We start from the raw sequence: 25,453 nt of genomic DNA, 5'->3' as shown, positions 1-25,453 counted from the left end.
GTGTCCTTGATCGCTTCAGACCACTTCCGCATCGTTGTCGGCCTCGGCAAGAGCGGCATGTCCCTGGTTCGCTTCCTGGCGAACCGGGGCACGTCGTTTGCCGTGGCCGATACGCGGGAAAATCCACCGGAGCTGGTCACGCTGCGCCGTGACTACCCGCACGTGGAAGTGCGTTGTGGCGAGCTGGATGTCGAGTTTCTGTGTCGTGCCGACGAGCTCTACGTGAGCCCGGGCCTGGCCCTGGCGACACCGGCCCTGCAAGCAGCTGCGGCCCGTGGCGTGAAGCTGTCTGGCGATATCGACCTGTTCGCACGCAACGCGAAGGCGCCGATCGTGGCCATCAGCGGTTCCAACGCCAAAAGCACCGTTACCACTCTGGTCGGCGAGATGGCAGCGGCGGCGGGCAAGCGTGTGGCCGTCGGCGGCAATCTTGGCGTGCCGGCTCTGGACCTGCTCAGCGACGACGTCGAGCTGTATGTGATGGAATTGTCGAGCTTCCAGCTGGAAACCACCCACGACCTGGGCGCTGAAGTGGCGACGGTATTGAACGTCAGCGAAGACCATATGGACCGCTACAGCGGCCTGCCGGCTTATCACCTGGCCAAGCACCGAATCTTCCGGGGCGCCAGGCAATTTGTCGTCAACCGCCAGGATGCCCTGAGCCGTCCGCTGATGGGCGAGGGCATGCCCTGCTGGACCTTCGGTTTGGGCAAACCGGACTTCAAAGGCTTCGGCATTCGTGAAGAGAACGGCGAGAAGTACCTGGCGTTCGAATTCCAGAACCTGATGCCGGTACGCGAACTGAAAATCCGTGGCGCACACAACCAGTCCAATGCCCTGGCGGCCTTGGCACTCGGTCACGCGGTTGGCCTGCCATTCGACGCCATGCTCGCGAGCCTGCGCACGTTTGCCGGGCTTGAGCATCGCTGCCAGTGGGTGCGCGACCTCAATGACGTCAGCTATTACAACGACTCCAAAGCCACCAACGTCGGTGCAGCCCTGGCGGCCATCGAAGGCCTGGGTGCCGATATCGACGGCAAGCTGGTGCTGATCGCCGGTGGTGATGGCAAGGGCGCCGACTTCAAGGACCTCAAAGCGCCAGTCGCCGCCCATTGCCGCGCCGTGGTGCTGATGGGCCGCGATTCGGACCTGATCGCCGCCGCCCTCGGTGACGCTGTACCGCAAGTACGCGCAGCTTCCCTGGATGATGCCATTGCCCAGAGCAAAGCCCTGGCCCAGCCTGGCGATGCGGTGTTGCTGTCGCCCGCGTGCGCCAGCTTCGACATGTTCAAGAACTATGAAGAGCGCGGCCAACTGTTCGCCCGCGCCGTGGAGGCTTTGGCATGAGCCTCAACCTGAGAAACATCATCAAGCCATACCCGTCGCCGATCATTACCGGGCGCGGCATTGACCTTGATTTCCCTATGCTCGCCGGTTGCCTGGCGCTGCTCGGCCTGGGCCTGGTGATGATCACTTCGGCGTCCTCCGAAGTGGCTGCCGTGCAGTCGGGCAACACGCTGTACATGATGATCCGCCACCTGGTGTACCTGGTGATCGGCCTGGGCGCCTGCATCGTCACCATGATGATTCCGATTGCCACCTGGCAGCGTCTGGGTTGGCTGATGCTGATCGGTGCGTTCGGCTTGCTGGTCATGGTGATCGTCCCGGGCATTGGCCGCGAGGTGAACGGTTCGATGCGCTGGATCGGCTTCGGCGCGTTCAACGTGCAGCCTTCGGAAATCGCCAAGGTGTTCGTGGTGATCTACCTCGCCGGTTACCTGGTGCGCCGTCAGAAAGAAGTACGCGAAAGCTGGATGGGCTTCTTCAAGCCGTTCATCGTGCTGCTGCCCATGGCTGGCCTGCTGCTGATGGAGCCCGACTTCGGGGCCACGGTCGTGATGATGGGCGCCGCCGCCGCGATGCTGTTCCTGGGTGGGGTAGGGCTGTTCCGCTTCACCTTGATGGTGGTGCTGGCGGTGGCGGCCGTGACCATTCTGGTACAGGCGCAACCCTATCGGATGGCGCGTTTGATCACCTTTACCGACCCCTGGTCCGACCAGTTCGGCTCCGGCTACCAGTTGACCCAGGCGCTGATTGCCTTCGGTCGAGGCGAGTGGCTGGGTGTGGGCCTGGGCAACAGTGTGCAGAAGCAGTTCTACCTGCCGGAAGCCCACACCGACTTCGTGTTCTCGGTATTGGCCGAAGAGTTGGGTGTGGTGGGTTCGCTGTGCACCGTGGCACTGTTTGTATTCGTCTGTGTGCGCGCCATGTACATCGGCTTGTGGGCCGAGAAGGCCAAGCAGTTCTTCGCCGCCTACGTTGCCTATGGGTTGGCCTTCCTGTGGATCGGCCAGTTCCTGATCAACATCGGCGTGAACGTCGGCCTGCTGCCGACCAAGGGCCTGACCTTGCCGTTCCTCAGTTACGGCGGCAGCTCGTTGGTGATTTGCTGCGCCTGTCTCGGGTTGTTGCTGCGTATCGAGTGGGAGAGTCGCACCCACCTGGGCAGCGAAGAGATGGAGTTCAGCGAGAGCGACTTCGCCGAGGAGCCGACTCATGGGCGCTAACGTGCTGATCATGGCGGGCGGTACCGGGGGGCATGTGTTCCCGGCCCTGGCCTGCGCCCGTGAATTCCAGAACCGTGGCTATACCGTGCACTGGCTGGGTACGCCCCGTGGCATCGAAAACGAATTGGTGCCCAATGCCGGTTTGCCGCTGCATTTGATCAACGTCACCGGGTTGCGCGGCAAGAGCAAGTTGTCATTGCTCAAGGCGCCGTTCGTGTTGCTCAAGGCGGTCATGCAGGCGCGCAAGATCATTCGCGAGTTGAAGCCGGTGTGTGTGCTTGGCTTTGGTGGTTATGTGACCGGCCCTGGTGGCGTTGCGGCGAAACTCGCGGGCGTGCCGGTGATCGTCCATGAACAGAACGCCGTCGCCGGTACCGCCAACCGCCTGCTGGTGCCATTGGCCGCGCGGGTGTGTGAAGCCTTTCCGAAAACCTTCGCCGCCTCCGACAAGCTTCGCACCACCGGTAACCCGGTGCGTACCGAACTGTTCATGGCCATTGCGCGTGACGCGCTGGCCGGGCGCAAGGCTCACCTGCTGATCCTGGGCGGAAGCCTGGGTGCCGAGCCACTGAATAAATTGCTGCCTGAAGCCGTTGCGCAACTTCCTGAGGATGTGCGCCCGGAGATCTTCCACCAGGCCGGCAAGAACCACGATGAAGTCACCGCCGCGCGTTATCGCGAGGCCGGTGTAGAGGCCAATGTACAGCCCTTCATCAAAGACATGGCCCAAGCCTATGGCTGGGCCGACCTGGTGGTCTGCCGCGCTGGTGCGCTGACCGTCAGTGAACTGGCGGCCGCCGGTCTGCCGTCCTTGCTGGTGCCTTTGCCCCACGCCATCGACGATCACCAGACCCGCAACGCCGAATATTTGGCCGGGGAGGGCGCTGCCTTCCTGCTGCCGCAAAGAACGACTGGCGCCGCCGATTTGGCCGCACGCCTGACCGAGGTTTTGATGCAACCGGAACGACTCAACAGCATGGCGAGCACCGCAAGCCGCCTGGCCAAACCTGACGCAACCCGCACCGTGGTCGATATCTGCCTGGAGGTGGCCCATGGTTGAGAATCAGAAAGCCATGCCGCAACCCGAGATGCGCCGCATCCGTCGTATTCACTTCGTCGGTATCGGTGGCGTGGGCATGTGCGGGATTGCCGAAGTGTTGCTGAACCTGGGCTACCAGGTGTCCGGCTCGGACTTGAAAGAGTCGCCGGTCACCGAGCGCCTGAAGTCCTTTGGCGCACAGATCTTCATCGGCCACCGTGCCGAGAACGCCGCCGAGGCTGACGTGCTGGTGGTGTCCAGCGCCGTGAACACGTCCAACCCGGAAGTGGCGACCGCCCTTGAGCGCCGTATCCCTGTGGTACCGCGTGCCGAGATGCTTGCCGAGCTGATGCGCTATCGCCACGGCATCGCCGTGGCCGGTACCCATGGCAAGACCACCACCACCAGCCTGATCGCCTCGGTGTTCGCCGCCGGTGGCCTGGACCCGACCTTCGTCATCGGTGGCCGCTTGAATGCAGCTGGCACCAATGCCCAGCTGGGCACCAGTCGCTACCTGATCGCCGAAGCCGATGAAAGTGACGCGAGCTTCCTGCACCTGCAACCGCTGGTTGCCGTCGTCACCAACATCGACGAAGACCACATGGCGACCTACGACGGCGACTTCAACAAGTTGAAGAAAACCTTCGTCGACTTCCTGCACAACCTGCCGTTCTACGGGTTGGCGGTGGTGTGCCTGGACGACCCGGTGGTGCGTGAAATCCTGCCCCAGGTCAAACGCCCTACCGTGACCTACGGCTTCAGCGAAGACGCCGACGTGCGCGCAATCAATGTGCGCCAGGAAGGCATGCAAACCTTCTTCACCGTGCTGCGCCCCGATCGCGAGCCTCTGGACGTGTCGGTGAACATGCCGGGCAATCACAACGTGCTGAACTCTTTGGCGACCATCTGCATTGCCACCGATGAAGGCGTCAGCGATGAAGCCATCGTCGAGGGCCTGTCGCGCTTTGCCGGTGTGGGCCGTCGCTTCCAGGTCTACGGCCAACTGCCGGTCGAAGGCGGTGACGTGATGCTGGTGGACGACTACGGGCACCACCCGACCGAAGTTGCGGCCGTTATCAAGGCCGTGCGCGGTGGTTGGCCGGAGCGCCGGCTGGTGATGGTGTACCAGCCGCACCGCTACAGCCGCACCCGCGACCTGTACGACGATTTCGTCAATGTACTGGCCGATGCCAACGTGCTGCTGCTGATGGAAGTCTACCCGGCCGGTGAAGAACCGATCCCGGGCGCTGACAGCCGCAAGCTGTGCAACAGCATCCGCCAGCGCGGCCAGTTGGACCCGATCTACATCGAGCGTGGTGTGGACCTGGCGCCTATCGTCAAGCCGCTGTTGCGTGCTGGTGACATCCTGCTGTGCCAGGGGGCCGGTGATATCGGTGGCCTTGCGCCCAAATTGCTGGCGAGCCCGCTGTTTGCAGCCGCCGCCAAGGGGAAGTCGAAATGACCACTGATTACGGCTCCCTGTTTTCCACCCTTGAGCCTGCCGACTTCGGTCGCGTGGCCGTGTTGTTCGGCGGCAAGAGCGCCGAGCGCGAAGTGTCGCTCAAGTCCGGCAATGCGGTGCTTGAGGCGCTGCAAAGTGCTGGCGTGAACGCGTTCGGTATCGATGTGGGCGATGACTTCCTTGCCCGCCTGCAGGCCGAGAAGATCGACCGTGCCTTTCTCATTCTTCACGGCCGCGGCGGTGAAGACGGCAGCATGCAGGGCCTGCTCGAATGCGCCGGCATCCCTTACACCGGCAGCGGCATCCTCGCGTCGGCCTTGGCGATGGACAAGTTGCGCACCAAGCAGGTGTGGCACAGCCTGGGCATTCCGACCCCACGTCACGCCGTACTGTGCAGTGAAGACGATTGTATTTCTGCGGCCAAGGAACTGGGCCTGCCTTTGATCGTCAAACCAGCCCATGAAGGCTCCAGTATCGGCATGGCCAAAGTGAACTCGGCCGCCGAATTGATCGACGCATGGAAAGCGGCAAGTACCTACGATTCGCAAGTGTTGGTGGAACAGTGGATTTCCGGTCCCGAGTACACCATCGCCACCCTGCGTGGCCAGGTATTGCCGCCCATCGCTTTGGGCACGCCCCACACCTTTTATGACTACGACGCCAAGTACCTGGCTTCCGATACTCAGTACCGGATCCCGTGTGGGCTCGAAGCAACCAAGGAACAGGAATTGATGGACCTCACGGCGAAAGCCTGTGAGGCGCTGGGTATCGCCGGTTGGGCGCGGGCAGACGTGATGCAGGATGACCAAGGGAATTTCTGGTTCCTTGAAGTCAACACCGCACCGGGCATGACCGACCACAGCCTGGTTCCCATGGCAGCCCGTGCCGCCGGTCTGGATTTCCAGCAGTTAGTGCTGGCGATCCTGGCCGACAGCATTGAGCCAAGAGGCTAAACACATGAACGGCGCATCGCTTCGTCATCAGCCCCCACAAGCACCGAGCCGCAAGCCGGTGCCACGGGGTGCAAGCCGAATGGTGGCTAAAGAGCCGATGTCGGCGCGCCTGCCAAAAGCCAACTTTGGTTTTATCAAGGCGCTGTTCTGGCCGGTGCTGCTGGTGGTGCTGGGCTTTGGCACGTACGAAGGCGCGCAGCGTCTGTTGCCGTATGCCGACCGGCCGATCACCAAGATCAGCGTGCAGGGCGACTTGAGCTACATCAGCCAGCAAGCGGTACAGCAGCGCATCGGCCCATACCTGGCGGCGAGCTTCTTTACCATCGACCTGGCCGGCATGCGCTCGGAGCTGGAACAGATGCCGTGGATCGCCCACGCCGAAGTTCGCCGGGTATGGCCGGACCAGGTCACGATCCGCCTGGAAGAACAACTGCCCGTGGCCCGTTGGGGCGATGAAGCGCTGTTGAACAACCAGGGCCAGGCGTTCACTCCGCGTGAGCTGGCCAACTATGAACACCTGCCGCAGCTGTTCGGGCCGCAGCGGGCGCAGCAGCAAGTGATGCAGCAGTACCAGGCCTTGAGCCAGATGCTGCGGCCACTGGGCTTCTCCATTGCACGCCTGGAATTGCGTGAGCGGGGCAGCTGGTTTTTGACGACCGGGGCAGGCAGTTCCGGCCCGGGCATCGAGTTGTTGCTGGGACGCGACCGCTTGGTGGAAAAGATGCGCCGCTTTATTGCCATCTATGAAAAAACCTTGAAAGAACAGATTACGAACATTGCGAGCGTCGACCTGCGTTACGCCAACGGCCTGGCCGTCGGCTGGCGTACACCGGCTGCGCCCACGGCAGCACAACCCGCTGTCGCGAAGAATTAAGAAGAGGCAGGACCCATGGCAAACGTGCAAAGCGGCAAAATGATCGTCGGTCTCGATATCGGCACCTCCAAGGTGGTGGCGCTGGTGGGCGAGGTCGGGGAAGACGGCGCGATCGAAATCGTCGGTATTGGCACGCATCCGTCCCGGGGCCTGAAGAAGGGCGTGGTGGTGAACATCGAGTCCACCGTGCAATCGATCCAGCGCGCCATCGAAGAAGCGCAGCTGATGGCCGGTTGCCGGATTCACTCGGCGTTCGTCGGCGTGGCTGGCAACCACATCCGCAGCCTGAACTCCCACGGCATCGTGGCGATCCGCGACCGTGAAGTCAGCTCGGCCGACCTTGAGCGCGTCCTCGACGCTGCCCAGGCCGTGGCGATCCCGGCGGACCAGCGCGTGCTGCACACCCTGCCGCAGGACTACGTGATCGACAACCAGGAAGGCGTGCGCGAGCCCCTGGGCATGTCGGGCGTTCGCCTGGAAGCCAAGGTCCACGTGGTGACCTGCGCCGTCAACGCCGCACAGAACATTGAAAAATGCGTGCGCCGCTGCGGCCTGGAAATCGACGACATCATTCTCGAGCAGTTGGCCTCGGCCTACTCGGTCCTGACCGACGACGAAAAAGAACTGGGCGTGTGCCTGGTGGACATTGGCGGCGGCACCACCGACATCGCGATCTTCACCGAGGGTGCGATCCGTCACACCGCCGTGATCCCGATTGCCGGCGACCAGGTCACCAACGACATCGCCATGGCGCTGCGCACACCGACCCAGTACGCCGAAGAAATCAAGATCCGCTACGCCTGCGCCCTGGCCAAGCTGGCCGGTGCCGGCGAGACCATCAAGGTGCCAAGCGTGGGTGATCGTCCACCTCGCGAGCTGTCGCGCCAGGCCCTGGCCGAAGTGGTCGAGCCACGCTACGACGAACTGTTCACCCTGATCCAGGCTGAACTGCGCCGCAGCGGCTACGAAGATTTGATCCCGGCCGGCATCGTGCTGACCGGTGGCACCTCGAAGATGGAAGGCGCGGTCGAGTTGGCCGAGGAAATCTTCCACATGCCGGTGCGCCTGGGCGTGCCCCATGGCGTGAAGGGCCTGGGCGACGTGGTGCGTAACCCGATTTATTCCACCGGTGTGGGCTTGCTGTTGTACGGGCTGCAAAAGCAGACCGACGGCATTTCCCTGTCGGGCCCGAGCATCCGTGACAGCTACCGCAGCGACGACGAGGCGAAAGCGCCATTGTTCGAGCGGCTGCAGGCTTGGGTAAAAGGCAATTTCTAAAGATTTACCGCGACACCGCAGCACCCGCAATAAGCAGTAGGCGAAAAAACTAGAGAAAATGAAAGGAGAGGGAACATGTTCGAACTCGTAGACAACATCCCCGCTAGCCCGGTTATCAAAGTAATCGGTGTCGGCGGTGGCGGCGGCAACGCTGTCAACCACATGGTCAAGAGCAACATTGAAGGCGTTGAGTTCATCTGCGCCAACACTGATGCCCAGGCGCTCAAAAGCATCGGCGCGCGGACCATCCTGCAATTGGGCACCGCGGTGACCAAAGGCCTTGGCGCTGGCGCCAATCCGGAAGTCGGCCGTCAAGCCGCCCTGGAAGACCGCGAGCGTATTGCCGAAGTGCTGCAAGGCACCAACATGGTGTTCATCACCACTGGCATGGGCGGCGGTACCGGTACCGGTGCGGCCCCGATCATTGCCGAAGTGGCCAAGGAAATGGGGATTCTGACCGTTGCTGTCGTGACGCGTCCGTTCCCGTTCGAAGGCCGCAAGCGCATGCAGATCGCCGACGAAGGTATCCGTCTGCTGTCTGAAAGCGTCGACTCGTTGATCACCATCCCCAACGAGAAATTGCTGACCATCCTGGGCAAGGATGCCAGCCTGCTGTCCGCCTTCGCCAAGGCTGACGATGTACTGGCCGGTGCCGTTCGCGGTATCTCCGACATCATCAAGCGCCCAGGCATGATCAACGTCGACTTTGCCGACGTACGTACTGTCATGAGCGAAATGGGCATGGCGATGATGGGCACTGGCTGCGCCAGCGGTCCGAACCGTGCACGCGAAGCCACCGAAGCGGCCATCCGCAATCCGTTGCTCGAAGACGTGAACCTGCAAGGTGCACGCGGCATCCTGGTGAACATCACCGCCGGTCCTGACCTGTCCCTGGGTGAGTACTCCGACGTGGGTAGCATCATCGAAGCCTTCGCGTCCGAGCACGCCATGGTCAAAGTCGGTACCGTTATTGATCCGGACATGCGCGATGAGCTGCATGTAACCGTGGTTGCTACCGGCCTGGGTGCAAAAATCGAGAAGCCTGTGAAGGTCATCGACAACACCCTGCACACCAGCCAGGCCAGCCAGGCAGCTGCCGCTCCAGCCCCTGCTCGCCAGGAACTGCCGTCGGTCAACTACCGTGACCTGGACCGTCCGACCGTGATGCGCAACCAGGCTCAGGCCGGTGCTGCGGCGTCCCGTAGCCCGAATCCGCAAGATGACCTGGACTATCTGGACATCCCGGCATTCCTGCGTCGTCAGGCCGATTAATGGAATGTATCAGGGCTATGAAGGTGATTGGTGTTCAGCAAAGGTCTGGTCTGCTATTATCGCCAGCCTTTGTTGATACCAGTTCGCAATTTGCGCTGAAGCGGTCCAAGCCATGATTAAACAACGCACCCTGAAGAATATTATTCGTGCCACAGGTGTAGGTCTGCACTCCGGGGAGAAGGTATACCTGACCCTCAAGCCTGCACCTGTCGACACCGGCATCGTGTTTGTGCGTGCCGACCTGGACCCTGTGGTGCAGATTCCTGCTCGCGCGGAAAACGTTGGCGAAACCACTATGTCGACCACATTGGTCAACGGTGACGTCAAAGTGGACACGGTGGAGCACTTGCTCTCGGCCATGGCTGGCCTGGGCATCGATAACGCCTACGTCGAGCTCTCCGCGTCCGAAGTCCCGATCATGGATGGCAGCGCTGGCCCCTTCGTATTCTTGATTCAATCTGCCGGCCTGGAAGAACAGGACGCAGCCAAGAAGTTCATTCGCATTCTGCGGGAAGTGACAGTAGAAGACGGCGACAAGCGCGCCACCTTCGTCCCGTTCGAAGGCTTTAAAGTGAGCTTTGAGATCGATTTCGATCACCCGGTATTCCGTGACCGCACCCAAAGTGCAAGCGTGGATTTTTCCAGCACTTCGTTCGTAAAAGAAGTCAGCCGCGCCCGCACCTTTGGTTTCATGAGTGACATCGAGTACCTGCGCAAGCACAACCTCGCACTCGGCGGCAGCGTGGAAAACGCCATTGTGGTCGACGCGGATGGTGTACTGAACGAAGACGGCCTTCGCTATGAAGACGAATTCGTGAAGCACAAGATCCTCGATGCAATCGGTGACCTCTACCTGCTGGGCAATAGCCTGATAGGCGAGTTCAAAGGCTTCAAGTCGGGCCACGCCCTTAACAACCAGCTGCTGCGCAAGTTGATTGAGCAGACAGACGCTTGGGAAGTCGTGACCTTCGAAGATGCCAGCACCGCACCGATCTCTTACATGCGTCCCGTTGCGGCGGTGTAAGTAACAACTCTCTTTCTTTAGTTTTGAAAGGCTACCTTCGGGTGGCCTTTTTTTATGCCCGACGAAGATCCAAATGTGGGAGCTGGCTTGCCTGCGATAGCGGCCTGCCAGTTAGCTTATAGGTAGCTGACCCACCGCCATCGCAGGCAGCCAGCTCCCACACCTGACCTCATCAGTTTGAGGTTTTTGAAACATCCACTATCCGGTTACGGCCGCTGTGCTTGGCCTGATACAACGCCTGGTCAGCCTTGAGCAGCAGGTCTTCAAGGGAGATACGGCTGTGCTTCTGCCAGGTACTCAGTCCGATGCTCACAGTGATCGGTTGCTCATCCCCGGCCACTCTCGGCAAGTGCTGGACCCCCTTGCGGATATGCTCGGCGATCACCCACGCGCCCTTGGCGTCGGTATTGGGCAGCACCACCGCGAACTCTTCACCGCCATAACGCGCCGCCAGGTCGGCAGGGCGGCGGATATGGCTGGCGATCACATGCGCGACTGCACGCAACGCCTCATCGCCGCCCTGGTGACCATGGCGGTCGTTGAAGGCCTTGAAGTGGTCCACATCGATCATCAGTACGCTCAACGACTCGGTGGAGCGTTGTGCCCGGTCCCATTCCAGCCGCAAGCGTTCGTCCAGCGTGCGACGGTTGGCCAGGCCGGTAAGGGCGTCGGTGGCTGCCAGTTCTGACAGCACCTGTTCAGCCCGATGGCGGCGGCGCAACTCCATGCACAGTGCCCAAGTCAGCCACAACAGGCCCACGCACAACACTCCGGTCGCGATGCTGACCAGCCACGCCGCACGCCGCCAGGGTGCGAACATTTCATCGCTGGACAAGGCCACCGCCACGATCAGCGGCAAGTTGCCCACATTCGAAAAACTGTAGAGCCGTGCCTGGCGATCGACACTGGAGATACTTTGGAAGCTGCCGTCCCGTTCGCGCAGCATGCGCGCCACATTCGGGCGCTGGCTCAGGTCCTTGTCGACGATATCTGCTTCCAGCAGAGGCTCTTGCGCCAGCAGGATGCCTTGGTGGTTGAGCAGGTTGATGGTGCTGTTGCTGCCGATGTTCAAGCTGCTGAACAACTGATGAAAGTACGACAGGCGCATGGACGCGACCGCCACTCCCAGGAAACGCCCATCCGGTGACGAAACGCGACGGCTGAACGCGATGCGCCAGGGGTCGGCACACTGGCAGCGCGCCATGAACGGGCGGCTGATATACAAGCCCAGGTCGGGGTTGGTGCGGTGCGCCTGAAAATAGTCCCGATCGGCAAAGTTACCCAGCTTTGGCGTGAGCAGGGACGAATCGGCAATCACCTCGCCGGCCGGGTCCAACAGCAGGATATCGCCCTTGTAGGGCGCCGCTGCGGAACGATCAAACAGCACCAAGTGCCTGATGCTCTCTGAAACGTCTTGCAGGTCGGTGCGCTCGGTGGCGCTGATCAAGCCTTTGAGGGCCATGTCGTAAAGTTCGACATTGCGCAGCACGTCCGCGTCGATCAATTGAGTGATGGTATTGGCGGTGCGCTTGGCCGTCTGCAGGGTATTGGCATGTTCACGAATCAGCAGCGCAGTGACGACCCCCACGATCAGCAACACCGTGAGCGTACTGCCCAGGATCAGCAGGCGCTCCGGGCGGCGGTTGGGGCGGGTAAGGCTTGAACTCATCGGGCACACTTCTGCGTTGAGAATGCCCTTAGCGTAGTAGCAACTCTTAAATATGGCTGTAGGAGCGAGCTTGCTCGCGAAAACTCACAGACGCCGCGTTTATTCAGGAAGCACGCGTTATCGTTAACGTTTTTCGCGAGCAAGCTCGCTCCCACCTGTACTCAGAACACGTTGATCGGGTAATCCACGATCACACGGTATTCATCCACATCGCGGTCCACTGCAGAGTAGCCATTGCTGCCGCGATTGGTCGCCCATTGCAGGCGCACGGCCAAGTCCTTGGCCTTGCCGCCCTGCACCACATATTTCAGGTCGATATCGCGCTCCCAGTGCTTGGCGTCCTTGCCATCGGCGCTGTACCAGTTGCTGTAGCCACGACTGTTGGGGTCGACCTTGGTCAGGTCGGTCTTGCCGCTGATGTAGGACACGGCGGACGTCAGGCCGGGCACGCCGAGGCCGGCGAAGTCGTAGGCGTACTTGAGCTTCCAGGAGCGCTCGTTGGGCCCGTTGAAATCCGAGTACTGCTGGGAGTTGTCCAGGTACACGCTGTCGCCCTGGGTGATGTAGTCGAACGGCGTGTTGCCATTGACCCGCTGATAAGTCGCCGTGACGCTGTGGTTGCCCACGCCCACGGTGAAATGCAGGCTGTAGGTGTTGTTGTCGATATCCCCCAGCAGCGATTGGCCGGTGTCCTGGGTATGGTAGTAGTGCAGGCCGGGCGTCAGGCTGACCAGGTTGTTCAGGGCATAGGTGTATTCCACGTCGTAGTAATACTGGTGCCAGACGTCCTTGAGTTCGGAGGCGTACAGGTTGCTGGTCAGCCCCTCGATCCCGCTGAACGACACGCCAGCCCAGTCCAGATGCTGGCTGTCGGTGTTGGCGGGCAGTGTGCCGTAGCTGGTGCCGATGCGCCGATGGCCGCTCTGGTTGTAGAGCTTGGTAAAACTGGCCTGGCCACCTTCGATCATCCAGCCGTCAAAGCTGTGGTTGGTCAGGCTCACGCCACGGAAAGTCTGCGGCAACATGCGCGTCATGCCGCCGGCGATCACCGGGTTGTTGAGGAACAGGTCGCCGGCTTTCAGTTCGGTGTCGAAGGCGCGCAGCTTCAAGGTGCCGCCAGCCGTCGAGAACGAACCCGGCGCTTTGCCGTTGCCGCTGCCATACGGAAGGATGCTGGAACCATCCGTACCACCACCGCCGTCGAGCTTGAGGCCGAGCATGGCATTGACGTCCAGGCCGAAGCCGACGGTGCCCTGGGTGTAGCCGGATTCGAAGGTGCCGATAAAGCCCTGGCCCCATTCCTTGCTGTCATCGGTATGAATATCGCGCCGGTCGCGGTTCATGTAGTAGTTGCGGGTGTTGATCGTGAGGTGTGAACCCTCGACGAAACCTTCGACGGGCGGGGCGTCTGCCGCGTGGGCAAGGGGGATGATCGTTGCTGCGATTGCGAGGAATAACGGGGTGAACGTCAGCGAGTTCTTCACCGGTGGAGCTCCTTTGGTCAATCATGAACGGCCAGTGTCGTGGGGGTGTGCCCGGCCTTTTTTCACGGCAAAAAAAAGCCGCTGAAGTCAGCGGCTTTAAGACAGATTCCCAGTGTAGAGCCCTGGAAATAAGTCGAGGGAAATTCGGGTGAGTGGTCAGCTGCCTTTGCCGTCGCGCTCATCGATGCGTCAAAGTAACGCAGGCGAGCGGTGCGATACAGAGTGTAACAAGATAATAACTATTGCCCAAACCGCAACAGTGAGGGCCATGGGATCTTCTGTGGGAGCTGGCTTGCCTGCGATGCAGACACCTCGGTATGCCAGGCCTACCGTGGTGATGCTATCGCAGGCAAGCCAGCTCCCACATTTTGACCGAGTTGTTTAGATCGGCAGGGTGATACCAAACGTATTGCCACCGCCTTCACTACGCACAAACACATCCCCCCCATGCATCAACGCAATCGCCTTGACGATGGCCAGCCCCAGCCCATGATTGGCCCCGCTGTTGCTGCGCGATGCATCCACCCGATAGAAGCGTTCGAACAGGCGTGGCAAGTGTTCGCTGGCAATGACCTCGCCGGGGTTGGTCACGCCAATCGTCACCTGGTGTGCCTGCACTTCAATGTGCACGTCGATGACGTGCCCCGGCGCCGTGTGTTGCACGGCATTGCTCAGCAGGTTGATCAGTGCGCGACGCAGGTGGGCCTTTTCGATCTGCACCACGGCATCGCCGTGCACGCGCACTTCGACCTGGGCGTCTTCGAGGATGAAGTCCAGGTAGTCGAGGGTGGTGGCCACTTCATCGGCCAGGGCGCTTTCGATCAGCTTGGTGGCCTTGCTGCCCTGGTCGGCGCTGGCGAGGAACAGCATGTCATTGATGATCGAGCGCAGCCGTTCCAGTTCTTCCAGGTTCGATTGCAGCACCTCGAAATACTGCTCCGCCGACCGACCGCGAGTGAGGGCCACCTGGGTCTGGCCGATCAGGTTGGTGAGCGGCGAACGCAGTTCATGGGCGACGTCGGCGTTGAACGATTCCAGGCGCGAATACGCCTGCTCGACACGGTCGAGGGTGGCGTTGAACGAATTGACGAACTGGCTCAATTCCGGCGGCAGCGGCGACAGGTGCAGGCGCCCGGAGAGTTTCGGCGGTGCAAGCTTTTGCGCCTCATCCGAGAGTTTGCCCAGGGGCTTGAGGCCGATACGCGCGACCCAGAACCCCAACAGTGCCGCCAGTACCACACCGACCAGCGCCAGGCTGACCAATGCCACCAGCAAGTGATGCTGGGTGGCGCGGAAGTTCTCCGTGTCGATGGCAATCATGAAGCGCAGCGCCGGGCGCTGGTCCTTGGCTGCAAACTGGCTGACCAGCACCTTGAAGGGATAATCGTGACCCGGCAGGCGCAGGTCGCGCTTACCCGTGGCGCCCTCGGCAAAGGCACGAATCTGCGCATCCGGCTCACCGTATTCGTAGCTCGGGTCGCTGCTGACCACCCAGAAACGGATGCGCTTGTCTTCTTCCCCCAACAGCTTGAGCTTGGACCTGATCTTGGCCCAATGCTCCGGCGTGCCGAAGCGATTGATCGACGACTCCAGCACGCTGTAGCGCGCATCCAGCTCGGCACCTGGCAACAACCCCAGGCCACGGTCGACCTGCTGGTACAGCGCGCCGCCGATCAACAGAAAGATCAGCAGCGCCACCAGGGTGAACATGCCACTCAGGCGCAGGGCGATGGAATTAGCGACCACTGTGGTTTTCCTGCATGCGGTTCTCCAGCACATAGCCCATGCCACGAATGGTGTGCAGCAGCTTGTGTTCGAACGGCCCGTCGAGCTTGGCGCGCAGGCGCTTGATCGCCACTTCCACCACGTTGGCATCGCTGTCGAAATTGATGTCCCAGACCATCTCGGCAATCGCAGTCTTGGACAGGATCTCGCCCTGGCGCCGCGCCAATACGCTGAGCAGCGAGAACTCCTTGGCGGTCAGGTCCAGGCGCAGGCCGTTACGGCTGGCCTTGCGACTGATCAGGTCGATCCACAGGTCTGCGACGGTGACCTGCACCGGTTCATGGCCGCCGCTGCGGCGGGTCAGGGCTTGCAGGCGGGCCACCAGTTCCAGGAACGAAAACGGCTTGCCCAGATAATCGTCGGCGCCTTCGCGCAGGCCGCGGATGCGGTCTTCAACGCGCTCGCGAGCGGTGAGCATGATCACCGGCGTCTGCTTGCGGGCGCGTAAGGCACGCAACACACCGAAGCCATCCAGGCCGGGCAGCATCACGTCGAGCACGATCACGGCGTAATCGTTTTCCAGCGCCAGGTGCAGGCCCTCGATACCTTCCCGGGCCACATCGACGGTGTAGCCTTGCTCGGTCAGGCCGCGGTGCAGGTAGTCCGCGGTTTTTTCTTCATCTTCAATAATCAGGACGCGCATGACCGCCTCAGTGTGTGGTCGCCAGCGTCAGCGCTGGTTTGGGCCTGTGGAAAAAACGTTCAAGGTACAAGTATATGACCGGCGTGGTGAACAGCGTCAGCGCCTGGCTCACCAGCAAGCCACCGACCACCGCGATGCCCAGCGGCTGGCGCAGTTCCGCCCCAGGGCCTGCGCCGAGCATCAACGGCACCGCGCCGAGCAACGCAGCAAGGGTGGTCATGATGATCGGCCGGAACCGCGTGACGCAGGCTTCATAAATCGCATCTTCGGGTGACAGCCCGCGTACCCGCTGCGCCTCCAGGGCGAAGTCGATCATCAAGATACCGTTTTTCTTCACGATGCCGATCAGCAGCACCAGGCCGATCAAGGCCATGATCGAAAAGTCCTGGCCCAGCAGCCACAGCATGATCAGCGCACCGAGGCCCGCCGAGGGCAGGGTGGAAATGATCGTCAGCGGGTGCACAAAACTCTCATACAGCACACCCAGGATAATGTAGACCGCCACCAGCGCCGCGAGGATCAGCCAGGGTTGGCTGGCCAGCGAGCTCTGGAACGCCTGGGCCGCACCCTGGAAGTTGCCGATGATTGTGCTCGGCATCCCGATTTCGTTCTTGGCCTGGTCGAGCATGATCACTGCGTCGCCCAGGGCCACGCCGGGCGCGAGGTTGAATGACAGGTTGGCGGCGGGGAACATGCCGTCATGGCTGATGGACAACGGCCCGACTGTGGGCGGGTCGACTTTGGCCAAGGCCGACAGCGGCACCATTTCATTGGTCAGTGGCGAGCGCAGGTAAAAATAGTCGAGGCTTTCGGCCTTGCCGCGCTGTTGGCTGTCCAGTTCAAGTATCACTTGGTACTGGTTGATCTCGGTCTGGAACTCGTTGATCTGGCGCTGGCCGAAGGCATCGTACAAAGCCTGGTCGACATCGGTGGCGGTCAGCCCGAAGCGCGCGGCGGCCTGACGGTCGATGCTGATATGGGTGATGCTGCCGCCCAGTTGCAGGTCGTTGGACAGGTCGCGAAACGCCGGGTTGGCGCGCAGTTTTTCGGTGAGGCGCTGGGTCCAGGTGTTCAGCGTCGGGCCATCGTTGCTCTTGAGCACGTATTGGTACTGGGCGCGGCTGGGGCCGGAGCTCAGGTTGATGTCCTGGCCGGCGCGCAGGTACAGCACGATGCCCGGCACCTTCGCCAACTGCGGGCGGATGCGGTCGATGAACTGGCTGGCGGACACATCGCGCTCACTGCGGTCTTTCAAGGCGATCCAGAAGCGGCCGTTGGCGATGGTCTGGTTGCTGCCGGTAACGCCCACCGAATGGGAAAACGCCTGCACCGCCGGGTCGGCCTTGACGATCTCGGCCAGGGCCTTGTGCTTGGCGACCATGTCCTTGTACGACACATCGGCCGCCGCTTCGCTGGTGCCGAGCACGAAACCGGTGTCCTGCACCGGGAAGAATCCCTTGGGAATGAACACATAGCCGACCACCGCCAGGGCCAGGGTTACCACGAAGATCGCGGCCATGCTGCGTTGGTGCGCGAGGGCACGGCGCAGGTTGCGCGCATAGCCGGCCAGCAGGCGTTCGCTGAAGCTGGGTTTGGCGTGGGCAGGGTGGGTAGGGGCACGCATGAACAAGGCGGCCAGCGTCGGTGCCAATGTCAGCGAAACCACCACTGAAATCAGAATGGTCGCGGTGGCCGTCAACGCAAATTCCTTGAACAACCGCCCGACCACTCCGCCCATGAACAGCAGCGGAATAAACGCCGCCACCAGCGAGAAGCTGATGGACACCACGGTAAAGCCAATTTCACCCGAGCCCTTGATCGCTGCTTCGCGCTTGCCCAGGCCAGCCTCCAGGTGCCGATGGATGTTCTCCACCACCACAATCGCATCGTCCACCACAAAGCCCACGGCGATCACGATGGCCACCAGGGTCAGGTTGTTCAGGCTGAACCCCATCACATACATCAGGGCGAAACTGGCCACCAGCGAGACACCCAGCACCGCAGACACAATCAGCGTCGCCGACAGTTGACGCAGGAACAACGCCATCACCGCCACCACCAGCAGGATGGCGATCAGCAGGGTCATTTCCACTTCATGCAGTGAGGCGCGGATAGTCTTGGTGCGATCGGTCAACACGCTGACCTGCACCGAGGCCGGCAACATGCCTTGCAGGCGCGGCAGCTCGGCTTGAATGCGGTCGACGGTGTCGACGATGTTGGCGCCGGGCTGGCGCGAAATCACCAGGTTCACCCCCGGCGTATCGCCGGACCAGGCTTGTACGTAGGCGTTTTCCGAACCATTGATGACCTTGGCGATATCGCGCAGTTGAACTGGCGCACCGTTCTTGTAGGAAACGATCAGTTGGCCGTATTCCTGCGGGTGAAACAGCTGGTCGTTGGTCGACAGGGTGGACACGCTGTTTTCGCCATAGATCGCGCCCTTGGCCAGGTTGAGGCTCGACTGCTGGATGGCCAGGCGTATATCGGCGAGCGTCAGGCCAATGGCCGCGAGCTTGTCAGGGGAGGCCTGCACGCGAATCGACGGGCGTTGCTGGCCGGTGATGTTGATCTGGCCGACGCCGTCGATCTGGCTGATCTGGCGCGCCAGCAGGGTTTCCACGTAGTCGCTCAGCTCGGTGCTGGGCATGCTGCTGGAACTGACGCTGAGGATCAGCACCGGGCTGTCTGCCGGGTTGACCTTCCTCCAGGTAGGCAAGCTCGGCATGTCGCTGGGCAGCTTGCCGGACGCGGTGTTGATCGCGGCCTGGACTTCCTGGGCGGCGGTGTCGATGCTTTTTTCCAGGGTGAACTGCAGGGTCAAGAGGCTGGAGCCCAAGGCGCTGCTGGAGGTCATCTGGGTCATGCCGGGGATGGCACTGAACTGCACCTCAAGAGGCGTGGCCACCGATGAGGCCATAGTGTCCGGGCTGGCGCCAGGAAGTTGCGCGGTAACCTGGATGGTCGGGAATTCCGCTTCCGGCAGTGGCGCGACGGCCAGGTTCGGGAAGGCAATAATCCCCAACAGCACCAAGGCGAAGGTCAACAGCAGGGTGGCGACCGGGTGATCAACGCACCAGGCCGAGGGCGACCGGCTGGCGCTCATGGCTGCACCTGGGCGTCGGCGGTGTGGATCACTTGCGGCGGCTCCTTGAGCACCTCCACCTGCGCACCGGCCTTGAGCCGAGATTGCCCATCGCTGACCAGCACATCGCCGGCCTGCACGCCTTTGATGATATTGATGTCGCTGTTCTGGTAGGCGACTCGCACCGGTACCACCTCGACTTTGTCAGCGTTTACGCGGTACACGAAATGTGAGTCCAGCCCACGCTGCACCACGGTCGGCGGTACCACCAGGGCGTTCTTGTCGAGGGCCGTCTGGATTTTGATGGTCACCAGTTGTCCCGGCCATAGCTTATGCGCCGGGTTGCTGAACTCGGCCTTGGCCCGCAGGGTGCCGGTGGTGGAGCTGATTTGGTTGTCGATCAGGCTCAGGTGGCCTTCGCCGAGCAGGTCGCCGGTCTGGCCATCGGTGTCGGCGCCCAGGTAGGCGTCGACGGTGGCCCGGGTGGGGGCGGCGATCAGGCCCTGCAAGGTTGGCAGCATCTGCTGTGGCAGCGAGAACTCAACGGCAATCGGGTCGAGTTGGGTGACGGTAAACAGCCCCTGGGTGTCGCTCATGCGCAGGAAGTTGCCTTCGTCCACGTTGCGGATGCCCACGCGGCCACTGACCGGGGAGCGAATCTGGGTATAGGAAAGTTGTACTTGAGCCGCATCAATGGCCGCCTGATTGCCCTGCACCGTGGCCTTGAGCTGGTTGACCAGTGCCTGTTGCTGGTCATAGGTCTGTTTCGACACACCGTCGTCGATGCTTAGCGCCTTGTAACGCTTGAGATTGACCAACGCCACTTGCAACTGTGCCTGGCTTTCGCCCAATTGCGCCTTGGCCTGGTCGAGGCTGGCGCGGATCGAGCGGTCGTCGATGGTAGCCAACAGATCGCCAGCTTTCACCGACTGGCCTTCCTTGACCAGCAGCTGTGTGAGGATGCCGTCGATTTGCGGGCGAATCACCACGCTGTGCAACGACAGCACTGAGCCTATGCCGCTGACAAACCTGGGAACGTCCTGTTGCGCGACGCTCACTACCCGTACCGGGATCGCCGTGGGCGCTGCCAGGCGGGGCTTGGCAGGCCGTGTTACTGCCCAGGCGGCCACCGCCAATACCAAGAGGATGCCCACCATCAGGGCCGAGTTTCGTTTTATCTGCATGGGAGGCGCCGGGGCGCAGTTGCACGTTTTAAGCTGCAAGCTGCCAGTTGAAGGTTGGGTAGCTGCTTTATAGCCCGTTAATGCGGTCAGCACGGTGACGCCAAACTGACAGCCGCGACAGCTAGCGCTTTTTACTTGTGGCTTGAAGCTTACCGCTTGCCGCTTTGCCCCCGTATACTGGCGCTTTTACGCCTATCGCTGCGCCGGAGCCCCTATGACTTCCCCAACCCAACCCCCTGTCGACGCGGCTGACCTCGTCGATTCGGCCACCGCCGACGGCGTTGAAAAAGCCGAGATCCCGGCGTTCAAGTTCCCCTTCAAACCGGGTGAGCTGGCTGGCGCCAAGAATGCCAGTCAGCCCTGGTACAAAGGCGGCGCCAAGAACGGCCATACCAAGACGCCAGGCATGGCGCCTCCGGGCACTCGCCGCTCCATGGGTAAACGCTAAGATTAAAGCGTTGCGTGCGTTATAGGCAGTTGCCTACATCGCCCGTGGACATTTCTGCTTGTAGGTCCGCGACCGATTCTTGAAAGCTTGCACAGCGTTTGCTTCGTCCCGATGACGCTCATCGGGGCGTGGTGAGTCAGCTTTCCGGAAAAGGACATTCCCGTGGCCCTGATACACCTTTGTGCGGTGCTTGCCCTCTTGCTCTCGACAAGTGTCGTTGCCGCCGACGTTCAACCGCGGCGTGAAATCCGTTTCGCCGTCGCTGCACATTTTCCGCCTTTTCAAAGCCGCAATTCCCAAGGGCAATTGGTGGGGCTGAACATCGAACTGGGCAATGCCCTGTGCGAGCAGCTCAATGTGCGCTGTACCTGGGTTGACCAGATCGTCATGGAAAATTTCCCCGCCCTTGAGGCCAGGCAGTTCGACGCGATCATGGGCATGGCGCCCACCTGCAGTCGACGGCGACGGGTGAGTTTCACCCGTGATCTCTACCCGATCACCACTCGGCTGGTGGCGCGTAAAACCTCGGGCCTGCGCCCTAATCGACGGTCGCTCAGGGGCAAGCGTGTCGGGGTGCTGGTGCGCAGTAATCGGGAAGCCTTTGCCCTGTCGCAGTGGGCGCCGGCAGGGGTAATCATCAGGAGTTTCTGGCTCAACGACCAACTGGTGCAGAGCCTGGTTTCGGGCGATATTGATGCGACCCTTCAAGGCGCCGTGGAGATCCGAGAGGCCCTGCTAGACACGCCCCAGGGCTTGGACTTCAATTTCATGGGGCCGCCTGTGTCATCTGGCCTGCTGGGTAATAGCGTGGCGATTGCGGTGCGAAAAACCGATACCGCGTTGCGTAATGAGCTTAATCACGCGTTTGAGCAACTGATGCACAATGGCGAATACCAACGCATCCTCCAGCCCTATCGCCTCGATGTGTTGCCTGCCCATCCATGAGCGCTATTGTGTGAGTGCAACTCTGTTCCCGAGAGGCGCCTATCTACCTGACACTCCGAGCTCCAAATGTGGGAGCTGGCTTGCCTGCGATGACGGCCTGACAGCCTGCGACTATCTAGCTGACACCCCACAGTTGGATCGAGGGGCGTCAGGGAAATTGTCGTCGAATGGTAGGCCGTCGCGGGAGCAAGCTCCCTCGCCACAGGGTCCAGCGTCGCGCTGAAGTTGAGTAGATACCTACGCCAAAATAAGGCCGTAGTAGCCTAAGCCGCCCTCAACGAGATAAACGCATAATTGGCCGGCACCTCGGTGGCAATGCGCGCCCCGGCATCCAGCACCTGTTCAGCGATGTCCATCCCCGACACATGAAACACCCATTCATTGGCCATTGCCGGCTGTTCAACCGCCTGTTCAATGGCCTGGGCAAACGCCTGCATGTCCGGCAAGTACGCGGTAAACCCGTCGCCCTTGAGTGCGGTCGTGCGAATGCCAAGCAACGCGCACACCGCTTCCTTGGTCTGCACGTCATCACGGTCGGCCTGGCGTGAACGGCGAATCAGTTCGGCCAGTTGCGCATCCATCAACTCACCACCGACGATCAGCGCAGGGCCTTGCTCCCAGGATTCCGGCGGGCAGTCCTTGGCGCTTGGGTTCAGTGGGATATGCGGGTTGATCTCCATCGGGTAGATGCGGCACACCAGCGGGCGCCGTTCGTAGATGCGGCAGCGGTTGTCTTCGTCAAGATTCCGGCAGCGTCCGGCGTTGTAGGCGGCAAAGGTAATTGCCACAAACGCCTCGGTATTGCCGCTGGGCACGATCACTGAACGGCGCTCGGCATGTTCCCGTTGTTGCAGGGGCAGGCCCAGGCCGTTACCCAGAAAGCCTTCCACCAGAACGATGACGTTACCGCCGTCCGCCGCCCAGCTGCGGGCTTCTTCGAGGGTCAGGGGCACATGATGGTCGCTGCAGCATTTACCGCAACCGACGCAGGAAAAGTGTGTGTTCATGGCGGATCTGTCACCAGGCAAGGTCAGAGGGCACGCTTGAGGGGTGACGGGTTTTTACCTCTATCTACCGCTCAGGGGCTCTGGAAGCAAGTTATGCGCCAGTGAGGATCAGCCCTTGGATACGATGTCGCGCAGCACAAATCGCATGCCCGCACTTTCATACAGTTGCCGGGCGCGCAGGTTGCTCTCCAGCACCTTGAGGTCCACATAGGGTTCACCGCGCTGCTTGAATACCTGGAAGCTGTGCAGCAGCAAGGCGCGGCCCAGCCCTTGGCCTTGGGCGCAGGGGTGTACGGCCAGGTTCTTGATAAAGGCGCTGGTCCAGCATTGGGCCACTGCGAGGACACCGTCGTGGTTACTGGCCACCAGACACAGCGTCGGGTCGTACTCGGCATCGGTGACGAACTGCTGGCGCCACTCCTCCAGGTGGCCGACACGGCCGCCGCCCTGGTCCTGGGTCATGCGCAGCACGGCATGGATCGCCGGGGCCAGTTCATCGCGATAATGATCCAGCCGGGTATCCGCTGGCCACTGCGGGGCGGGCAGGCTGCCGGTGAGGTCGCGACGCAGCAGCTGGTAATACTCGCCCAAGGCTTACAGGCCCTTTTGCGCCACGGTTTGTGCGGCGACGACCAGGCATTTGGTCAATTCTGGGGATGAGAATTTGGTGAGTACTGAGTCGGCACCGGCCAGGCGTGCTTTTTCGCTGTTCATCGCGCTGTCCAGGGAGGTGTGCAACAGCACGTAGAGGTCCTTGAAATCCGGGGTTTCGCGCAGGGTGCGGGTGAGGGCGTAGCCGTCCATCTCAGACATCTCGATGTCCGACACCACCACGTTGATCTGTTCAACCGTGCCTTGCAGCTCCAGCAACACGTCGATGGCTTCCTTGGCGCTGCGGGCGGTGTGGCAGGTCAGGCCGAGGTTGCGCAGGGTGTGTACCGATTGCTGCAAAGCCACCTGGCTGTCGTCCACCACCAGGATGCGGGCGTTACCCAGCACTTCGGCTTCTTCCATGGTCAGGTCGGTCGGCGCCGCTTCAATCGGTGCCGGGGCGATGCCATGGATGACTTTCTCGATATCCAGCACCTGCACCAGGCCACCTTCCACTTGGGTAACCCCGGTGATAAACGCCCGATTGCCGCCGGAGCCGTAGGGAGGCGGGCGGATATCGGTGGTCAGGCAATGCACGATCTTGCTCACCGCCTGCACGTGCAGGCCCTGTTTGGAACGGCTGACATCGGTGACGATCAGGCAGCCGCCATCCGGGTCTTGCAAGGGCATTTCACCCAGGGCGCGGCTCAAGTCGATCACCGACAACGAAGCGCCGCGCAAGGTGGCGATGCCTTTGACGTGCGGGTGGGACTCCGGCAGCTTGGTCAACGGCGGGCAGGGGATGATCTCGCTGACTTTCAACAGGTTGATGGCCATCAGCTTGCCGCTGCGCAAGGTAAAGAGCAGAAGCGAGAGTGAGTCTGCGCGGGCTTTGGTGGTGGACATAAAAACCTTCTGTGGATCAGGGATGACGATCTATACACCGTTATCGACCTTGTCCTCGAAAACTGTAGGAGCGAGCTTGCTCGCGAAGAACTTCAAAGCGCCGCGTTAAAACAGATTTTGCGCGTTATCGTTGACGTTTTTCGCGAGCAAGCTCGCTCCTACAGTGGGGTGGGGTGTCAGCCCTTCCAGGCCTGTGGGTTCACCAGATCCTGCGGGCGTTGGCCCAGCAGGGCGCTGCGCAGGTTGTCCACGGCGCGGTTGGCCATGGCTTCGCGGGTTTCACCGGTGGCCGAACCAATATGCGGCAGGGTCACCGCATTGCTCAGCTGGAACAACGGCGATTCAGCCAGCGGTTCCTTTTCGTACACATCCAGCCCGGCACCACGAATGCGCTGGGTTTGCAGGGCTTCGACCAGCGCAGGCTCATCCACCACTGGCCCACGGGAGATATTGATCAGGATCGCGCTGGACTTCATCAACCCCAGCTCCCGGGTGCTGATCAGGTGATGGGTCTTGTCGCTCAACGGCACCACCAGGCAGACGAAATCCGCCTCGGCCAGCAACTGCTCCAGGCTGCGAAACTGCGCGCCCAGTTCCTGCTCCAGCGCGGTCTTGCGGCTATTGCCGCTGTAAAGGATTGGCATATTGAAGCCCAGGCGCCCACGCCGGGCCACGGCCGCGCCGATATTGCCCATACCGACGATGCCCAGGGTCTTGCCGTGCACATCGCAACCAAACAAAGGCGCGCCCACGCTGGCTTTCCATTGGCCGGCCTTGGTCCAGGCATCCAATTCGGCCACGCGGCGGGCGCTGCTCATCAGCAACGCAAAGGCCAGGTCGGCAGTGCTCTCGGTGAGCACATCGGGGGTGTTGGTGAGCAGGATCCCGCGCTCATTGAAGTACGGCACGTCGTAGTTGTCGTAGCCCACCGACACACTGGACACCACTTCCAGCTTGCTCGCGCTTTCAAGCTGCTCGCGGCCCAGCTTGCGACCCACACCGATCAAACCATGGACGTGGGGCAGGGCTTCGTTGAACTGTGCATTGATGTCACCCAGCTTGGGGTTGGGCGCGATCACCTCGAAATCCTGTTGCAGGCGTTCGATCATCGGCGGGGTGATACGGCTGAAGGCCAGGACAGTCTTTTTCATGGCAGAACTCCACTCAACATGTGGGAGCTGGCTTGCCTGCGATGACGGTGTGTCAGCCACTATTGTGTTGGCTGATCCACCGTCATCGC

The 25,453-nt window shown here is 61.4% G+C and carries 21 protein-coding genes; 11 read left to right on the top strand and 10 right to left on the bottom strand.

Features of this window, described 5'->3' with window-relative positions; all coding sequences use genetic code 11:
- The 9 genes from murD to lpxC all read left to right on the top strand — a co-directional run bounded on the left by murD (position 1) and on the right by lpxC (position 10,469).
- On the top strand, positions 1–1,347 hold the full coding sequence (gene murD / locus AC1RAC_RS26585; protein ID WP_034126339.1) for a UDP-N-acetylmuramoyl-L-alanine--D-glutamate ligase: 1,347 nt from the start codon (positions 1–3) through the stop codon (positions 1,345–1,347).
- On the top strand, positions 1,344–2,567 hold the full coding sequence (ftsW, locus tag AC1RAC_RS26580; RefSeq protein ID WP_003188673.1) for a putative lipid II flippase FtsW: 1,224 nt from the start codon (positions 1,344–1,346) through the stop codon (positions 2,565–2,567). Before murD ends, ftsW begins: the two co-directional genes overlap by 4 nt.
- Positions 2,557–3,627: an undecaprenyldiphospho-muramoylpentapeptide beta-N-acetylglucosaminyltransferase gene (murG, locus tag AC1RAC_RS26575; RefSeq protein ID WP_003188675.1), complete on the top strand. Its 1,071-nt coding sequence runs from the start codon at positions 2,557–2,559 to the stop codon at positions 3,625–3,627. The genes ftsW and murG overlap by 11 nt, the downstream gene beginning before the upstream one ends.
- Positions 3,620–5,068, top strand: coding sequence for a UDP-N-acetylmuramate--L-alanine ligase (gene murC / locus AC1RAC_RS26570; RefSeq protein ID WP_003188677.1), 1,449 nt, complete (start codon positions 3,620–3,622; stop codon positions 5,066–5,068). The genes murG and murC overlap by 8 nt, the downstream gene beginning before the upstream one ends.
- The gene (locus AC1RAC_RS26565; protein ID WP_072447110.1) at positions 5,065–6,021 is read left to right on the top strand and encodes a D-alanine--D-alanine ligase; all 957 of its coding nucleotides are present in this window, start codon (positions 5,065–5,067) and stop codon (positions 6,019–6,021) included. Before murC ends, AC1RAC_RS26565 begins: the two co-directional genes overlap by 4 nt.
- A gap of 4 nt (positions 6,022–6,025) precedes the next feature.
- On the top strand, positions 6,026–6,895 hold the full coding sequence (locus AC1RAC_RS26560) for a cell division protein FtsQ/DivIB (protein ID WP_019816943.1): 870 nt from the start codon (positions 6,026–6,028) through the stop codon (positions 6,893–6,895).
- 15 nt (positions 6,896–6,910) lie between these two features.
- Positions 6,911–8,173: a cell division protein FtsA gene (gene ftsA / locus AC1RAC_RS26555; RefSeq protein ID WP_003188682.1), complete on the top strand. Its 1,263-nt coding sequence runs from the start codon at positions 6,911–6,913 to the stop codon at positions 8,171–8,173.
- A gap of 75 nt (positions 8,174–8,248) precedes the next feature.
- Positions 8,249–9,445 (top strand): cell division protein FtsZ, encoded by a 1,197-nt coding sequence (gene ftsZ / locus AC1RAC_RS26550; RefSeq protein WP_003188685.1) that lies wholly within the window; start codon positions 8,249–8,251, stop codon positions 9,443–9,445.
- Between the two features lie 112 nt (positions 9,446–9,557).
- Positions 9,558–10,469, top strand: coding sequence for a UDP-3-O-acyl-N-acetylglucosamine deacetylase (gene lpxC / locus AC1RAC_RS26545; RefSeq protein ID WP_003171886.1), 912 nt, complete (start codon positions 9,558–9,560; stop codon positions 10,467–10,469).
- A gap of 172 nt (positions 10,470–10,641) precedes the next feature.
- Here the strand turns inward: lpxC and AC1RAC_RS26540 are convergent, their stop codons facing one another.
- The 6 genes from AC1RAC_RS26540 to AC1RAC_RS26515 form a co-directional block, all read right to left on the bottom strand.
- Positions 10,642–12,138, bottom strand: coding sequence for a GGDEF domain-containing protein (locus AC1RAC_RS26540; protein WP_054898815.1), 1,497 nt, complete (start codon positions 12,136–12,138; stop codon positions 10,642–10,644).
- A 161-nt stretch (positions 12,139–12,299) separates the two neighbouring features.
- The gene (locus AC1RAC_RS26535) at positions 12,300–13,622 is read right to left on the bottom strand and encodes an OprD family porin (protein ID WP_034126341.1); all 1,323 of its coding nucleotides are present in this window, start codon (positions 13,620–13,622) and stop codon (positions 12,300–12,302) included.
- A gap of 381 nt (positions 13,623–14,003) precedes the next feature.
- Entirely contained in the window at positions 14,004–15,368 is a 1,365-nt protein-coding gene (locus AC1RAC_RS26530; protein WP_054898816.1) for a heavy metal sensor histidine kinase, read from the bottom strand.
- On the bottom strand, positions 15,358–16,050 hold the full coding sequence (locus tag AC1RAC_RS26525; protein WP_003188690.1) for a heavy metal response regulator transcription factor: 693 nt from the start codon (positions 16,048–16,050) through the stop codon (positions 15,358–15,360). The genes AC1RAC_RS26530 and AC1RAC_RS26525 overlap by 11 nt, the downstream gene beginning before the upstream one ends.
- Before the next feature lie 7 nt (positions 16,051–16,057).
- Positions 16,058–19,153, bottom strand: coding sequence for a multidrug efflux RND transporter permease subunit (locus AC1RAC_RS26520; RefSeq protein WP_492617124.1), 3,096 nt, complete (start codon positions 19,151–19,153; stop codon positions 16,058–16,060).
- Complete coding sequence (locus tag AC1RAC_RS26515) at positions 19,150–20,316, bottom strand: efflux RND transporter periplasmic adaptor subunit (protein ID WP_492617123.1); 1,167 nt, start codon at positions 20,314–20,316, stop codon at positions 19,150–19,152. The genes AC1RAC_RS26520 and AC1RAC_RS26515 overlap by 4 nt, the downstream gene beginning before the upstream one ends.
- 214 nt (positions 20,317–20,530) lie before the next feature.
- Between AC1RAC_RS26515 and AC1RAC_RS26510 the strand changes: the two genes are divergently transcribed.
- A complete protein-coding gene (locus AC1RAC_RS26510) occupies positions 20,531–20,764 on the top strand; it encodes a hypothetical protein (RefSeq protein ID WP_034126350.1) in 234 nt (77 codons plus the stop codon).
- Between the two features lie 162 nt (positions 20,765–20,926).
- Entirely contained in the window at positions 20,927–21,709 is a 783-nt protein-coding gene (locus tag AC1RAC_RS26505; RefSeq protein WP_034126351.1) for a transporter substrate-binding domain-containing protein, read from the top strand.
- 263 nt (positions 21,710–21,972) lie between these two features.
- Here the strand turns inward: AC1RAC_RS26505 and AC1RAC_RS26500 are convergent, their stop codons facing one another.
- The 4 genes from AC1RAC_RS26500 to AC1RAC_RS26485 all read right to left on the bottom strand — a co-directional run bounded on the left by AC1RAC_RS26500 (position 21,973) and on the right by AC1RAC_RS26485 (position 25,364).
- Positions 21,973–22,716, bottom strand: a complete 744-nt coding sequence (locus tag AC1RAC_RS26500) for a YkgJ family cysteine cluster protein (protein WP_054898819.1) — start codon at positions 22,714–22,716, stop codon at positions 21,973–21,975.
- 108 nt (positions 22,717–22,824) lie between these two features.
- Positions 22,825–23,307, bottom strand: a complete 483-nt coding sequence (locus AC1RAC_RS26495) for a GNAT family N-acetyltransferase (protein ID WP_034126353.1) — start codon at positions 23,305–23,307, stop codon at positions 22,825–22,827.
- A gap of 3 nt (positions 23,308–23,310) precedes the next feature.
- Positions 23,311–24,213, bottom strand: a complete 903-nt coding sequence (locus tag AC1RAC_RS26490) for a chemotaxis protein CheV (RefSeq protein WP_014716988.1) — start codon at positions 24,211–24,213, stop codon at positions 23,311–23,313.
- 176 nt (positions 24,214–24,389) lie between these two features.
- On the bottom strand, positions 24,390–25,364 hold the full coding sequence (locus AC1RAC_RS26485; protein ID WP_054898821.1) for a 2-hydroxyacid dehydrogenase: 975 nt from the start codon (positions 25,362–25,364) through the stop codon (positions 24,390–24,392).
- Positions 25,365–25,453: the final 89 nt, after the last annotated feature.

The organism is Pseudomonas sp. GW823-FHT02F05 (assembly GCF_058797315.1).
The sequence above is the reverse complement of the archived record's forward strand: the minus strand, read 5'-3'. Positions and strand labels throughout refer to the sequence as shown.

Excerpts from the sequence above, each read along its gene's own strand:
- ftsW (WP_003188673.1), top strand. The coding sequence starts at position 1,344 with ATGAGCCTCAACCTGAGAAACATCATCAAGCCATACCCGTCGCCGATC.
- murG (WP_003188675.1), top strand. The coding sequence starts at position 2,557 with ATGGGCGCTAACGTGCTGATCATGGCGGGCGGTACCGGGGGGCATGTG.
- murC (WP_003188677.1), top strand. The coding sequence starts at position 3,620 with ATGGTTGAGAATCAGAAAGCCATGCCGCAACCCGAGATGCGCCGCATC.
- AC1RAC_RS26565 (WP_072447110.1), top strand. The coding sequence starts at position 5,065 with ATGACCACTGATTACGGCTCCCTGTTTTCCACCCTTGAGCCTGCCGAC.
- AC1RAC_RS26560 (WP_019816943.1), top strand. The coding sequence starts at position 6,026 with ATGAACGGCGCATCGCTTCGTCATCAGCCCCCACAAGCACCGAGCCGC.
- ftsA (WP_003188682.1), top strand. The coding sequence starts at position 6,911 with ATGGCAAACGTGCAAAGCGGCAAAATGATCGTCGGTCTCGATATCGGC.
- ftsZ (WP_003188685.1), top strand. The coding sequence starts at position 8,249 with ATGTTCGAACTCGTAGACAACATCCCCGCTAGCCCGGTTATCAAAGTA.
- lpxC (WP_003171886.1), top strand. The coding sequence starts at position 9,558 with ATGATTAAACAACGCACCCTGAAGAATATTATTCGTGCCACAGGTGTA.
- AC1RAC_RS26540 (WP_054898815.1), bottom strand. The coding sequence starts at position 12,138 with ATGAGTTCAAGCCTTACCCGCCCCAACCGCCGCCCGGAGCGCCTGCTG.
- AC1RAC_RS26525 (WP_003188690.1), bottom strand. The coding sequence starts at position 16,050 with ATGCGCGTCCTGATTATTGAAGATGAAGAAAAAACCGCGGACTACCTG.
- AC1RAC_RS26520 (WP_492617124.1), bottom strand. The coding sequence starts at position 19,153 with ATGAGCGCCAGCCGGTCGCCCTCGGCCTGGTGCGTTGATCACCCGGTC.
- AC1RAC_RS26515 (WP_492617123.1), bottom strand. The coding sequence starts at position 20,316 with ATGCAGATAAAACGAAACTCGGCCCTGATGGTGGGCATCCTCTTGGTA.
- AC1RAC_RS26510 (WP_034126350.1), top strand. The coding sequence starts at position 20,531 with ATGACTTCCCCAACCCAACCCCCTGTCGACGCGGCTGACCTCGTCGAT.
- AC1RAC_RS26500 (WP_054898819.1), bottom strand. The coding sequence starts at position 22,716 with ATGAACACACACTTTTCCTGCGTCGGTTGCGGTAAATGCTGCAGCGAC.
- AC1RAC_RS26490 (WP_014716988.1), bottom strand. The coding sequence starts at position 24,213 with ATGTCCACCACCAAAGCCCGCGCAGACTCACTCTCGCTTCTGCTCTTT.
- AC1RAC_RS26485 (WP_054898821.1), bottom strand. The coding sequence starts at position 25,364 with ATGAAAAAGACTGTCCTGGCCTTCAGCCGTATCACCCCGCCGATGATC.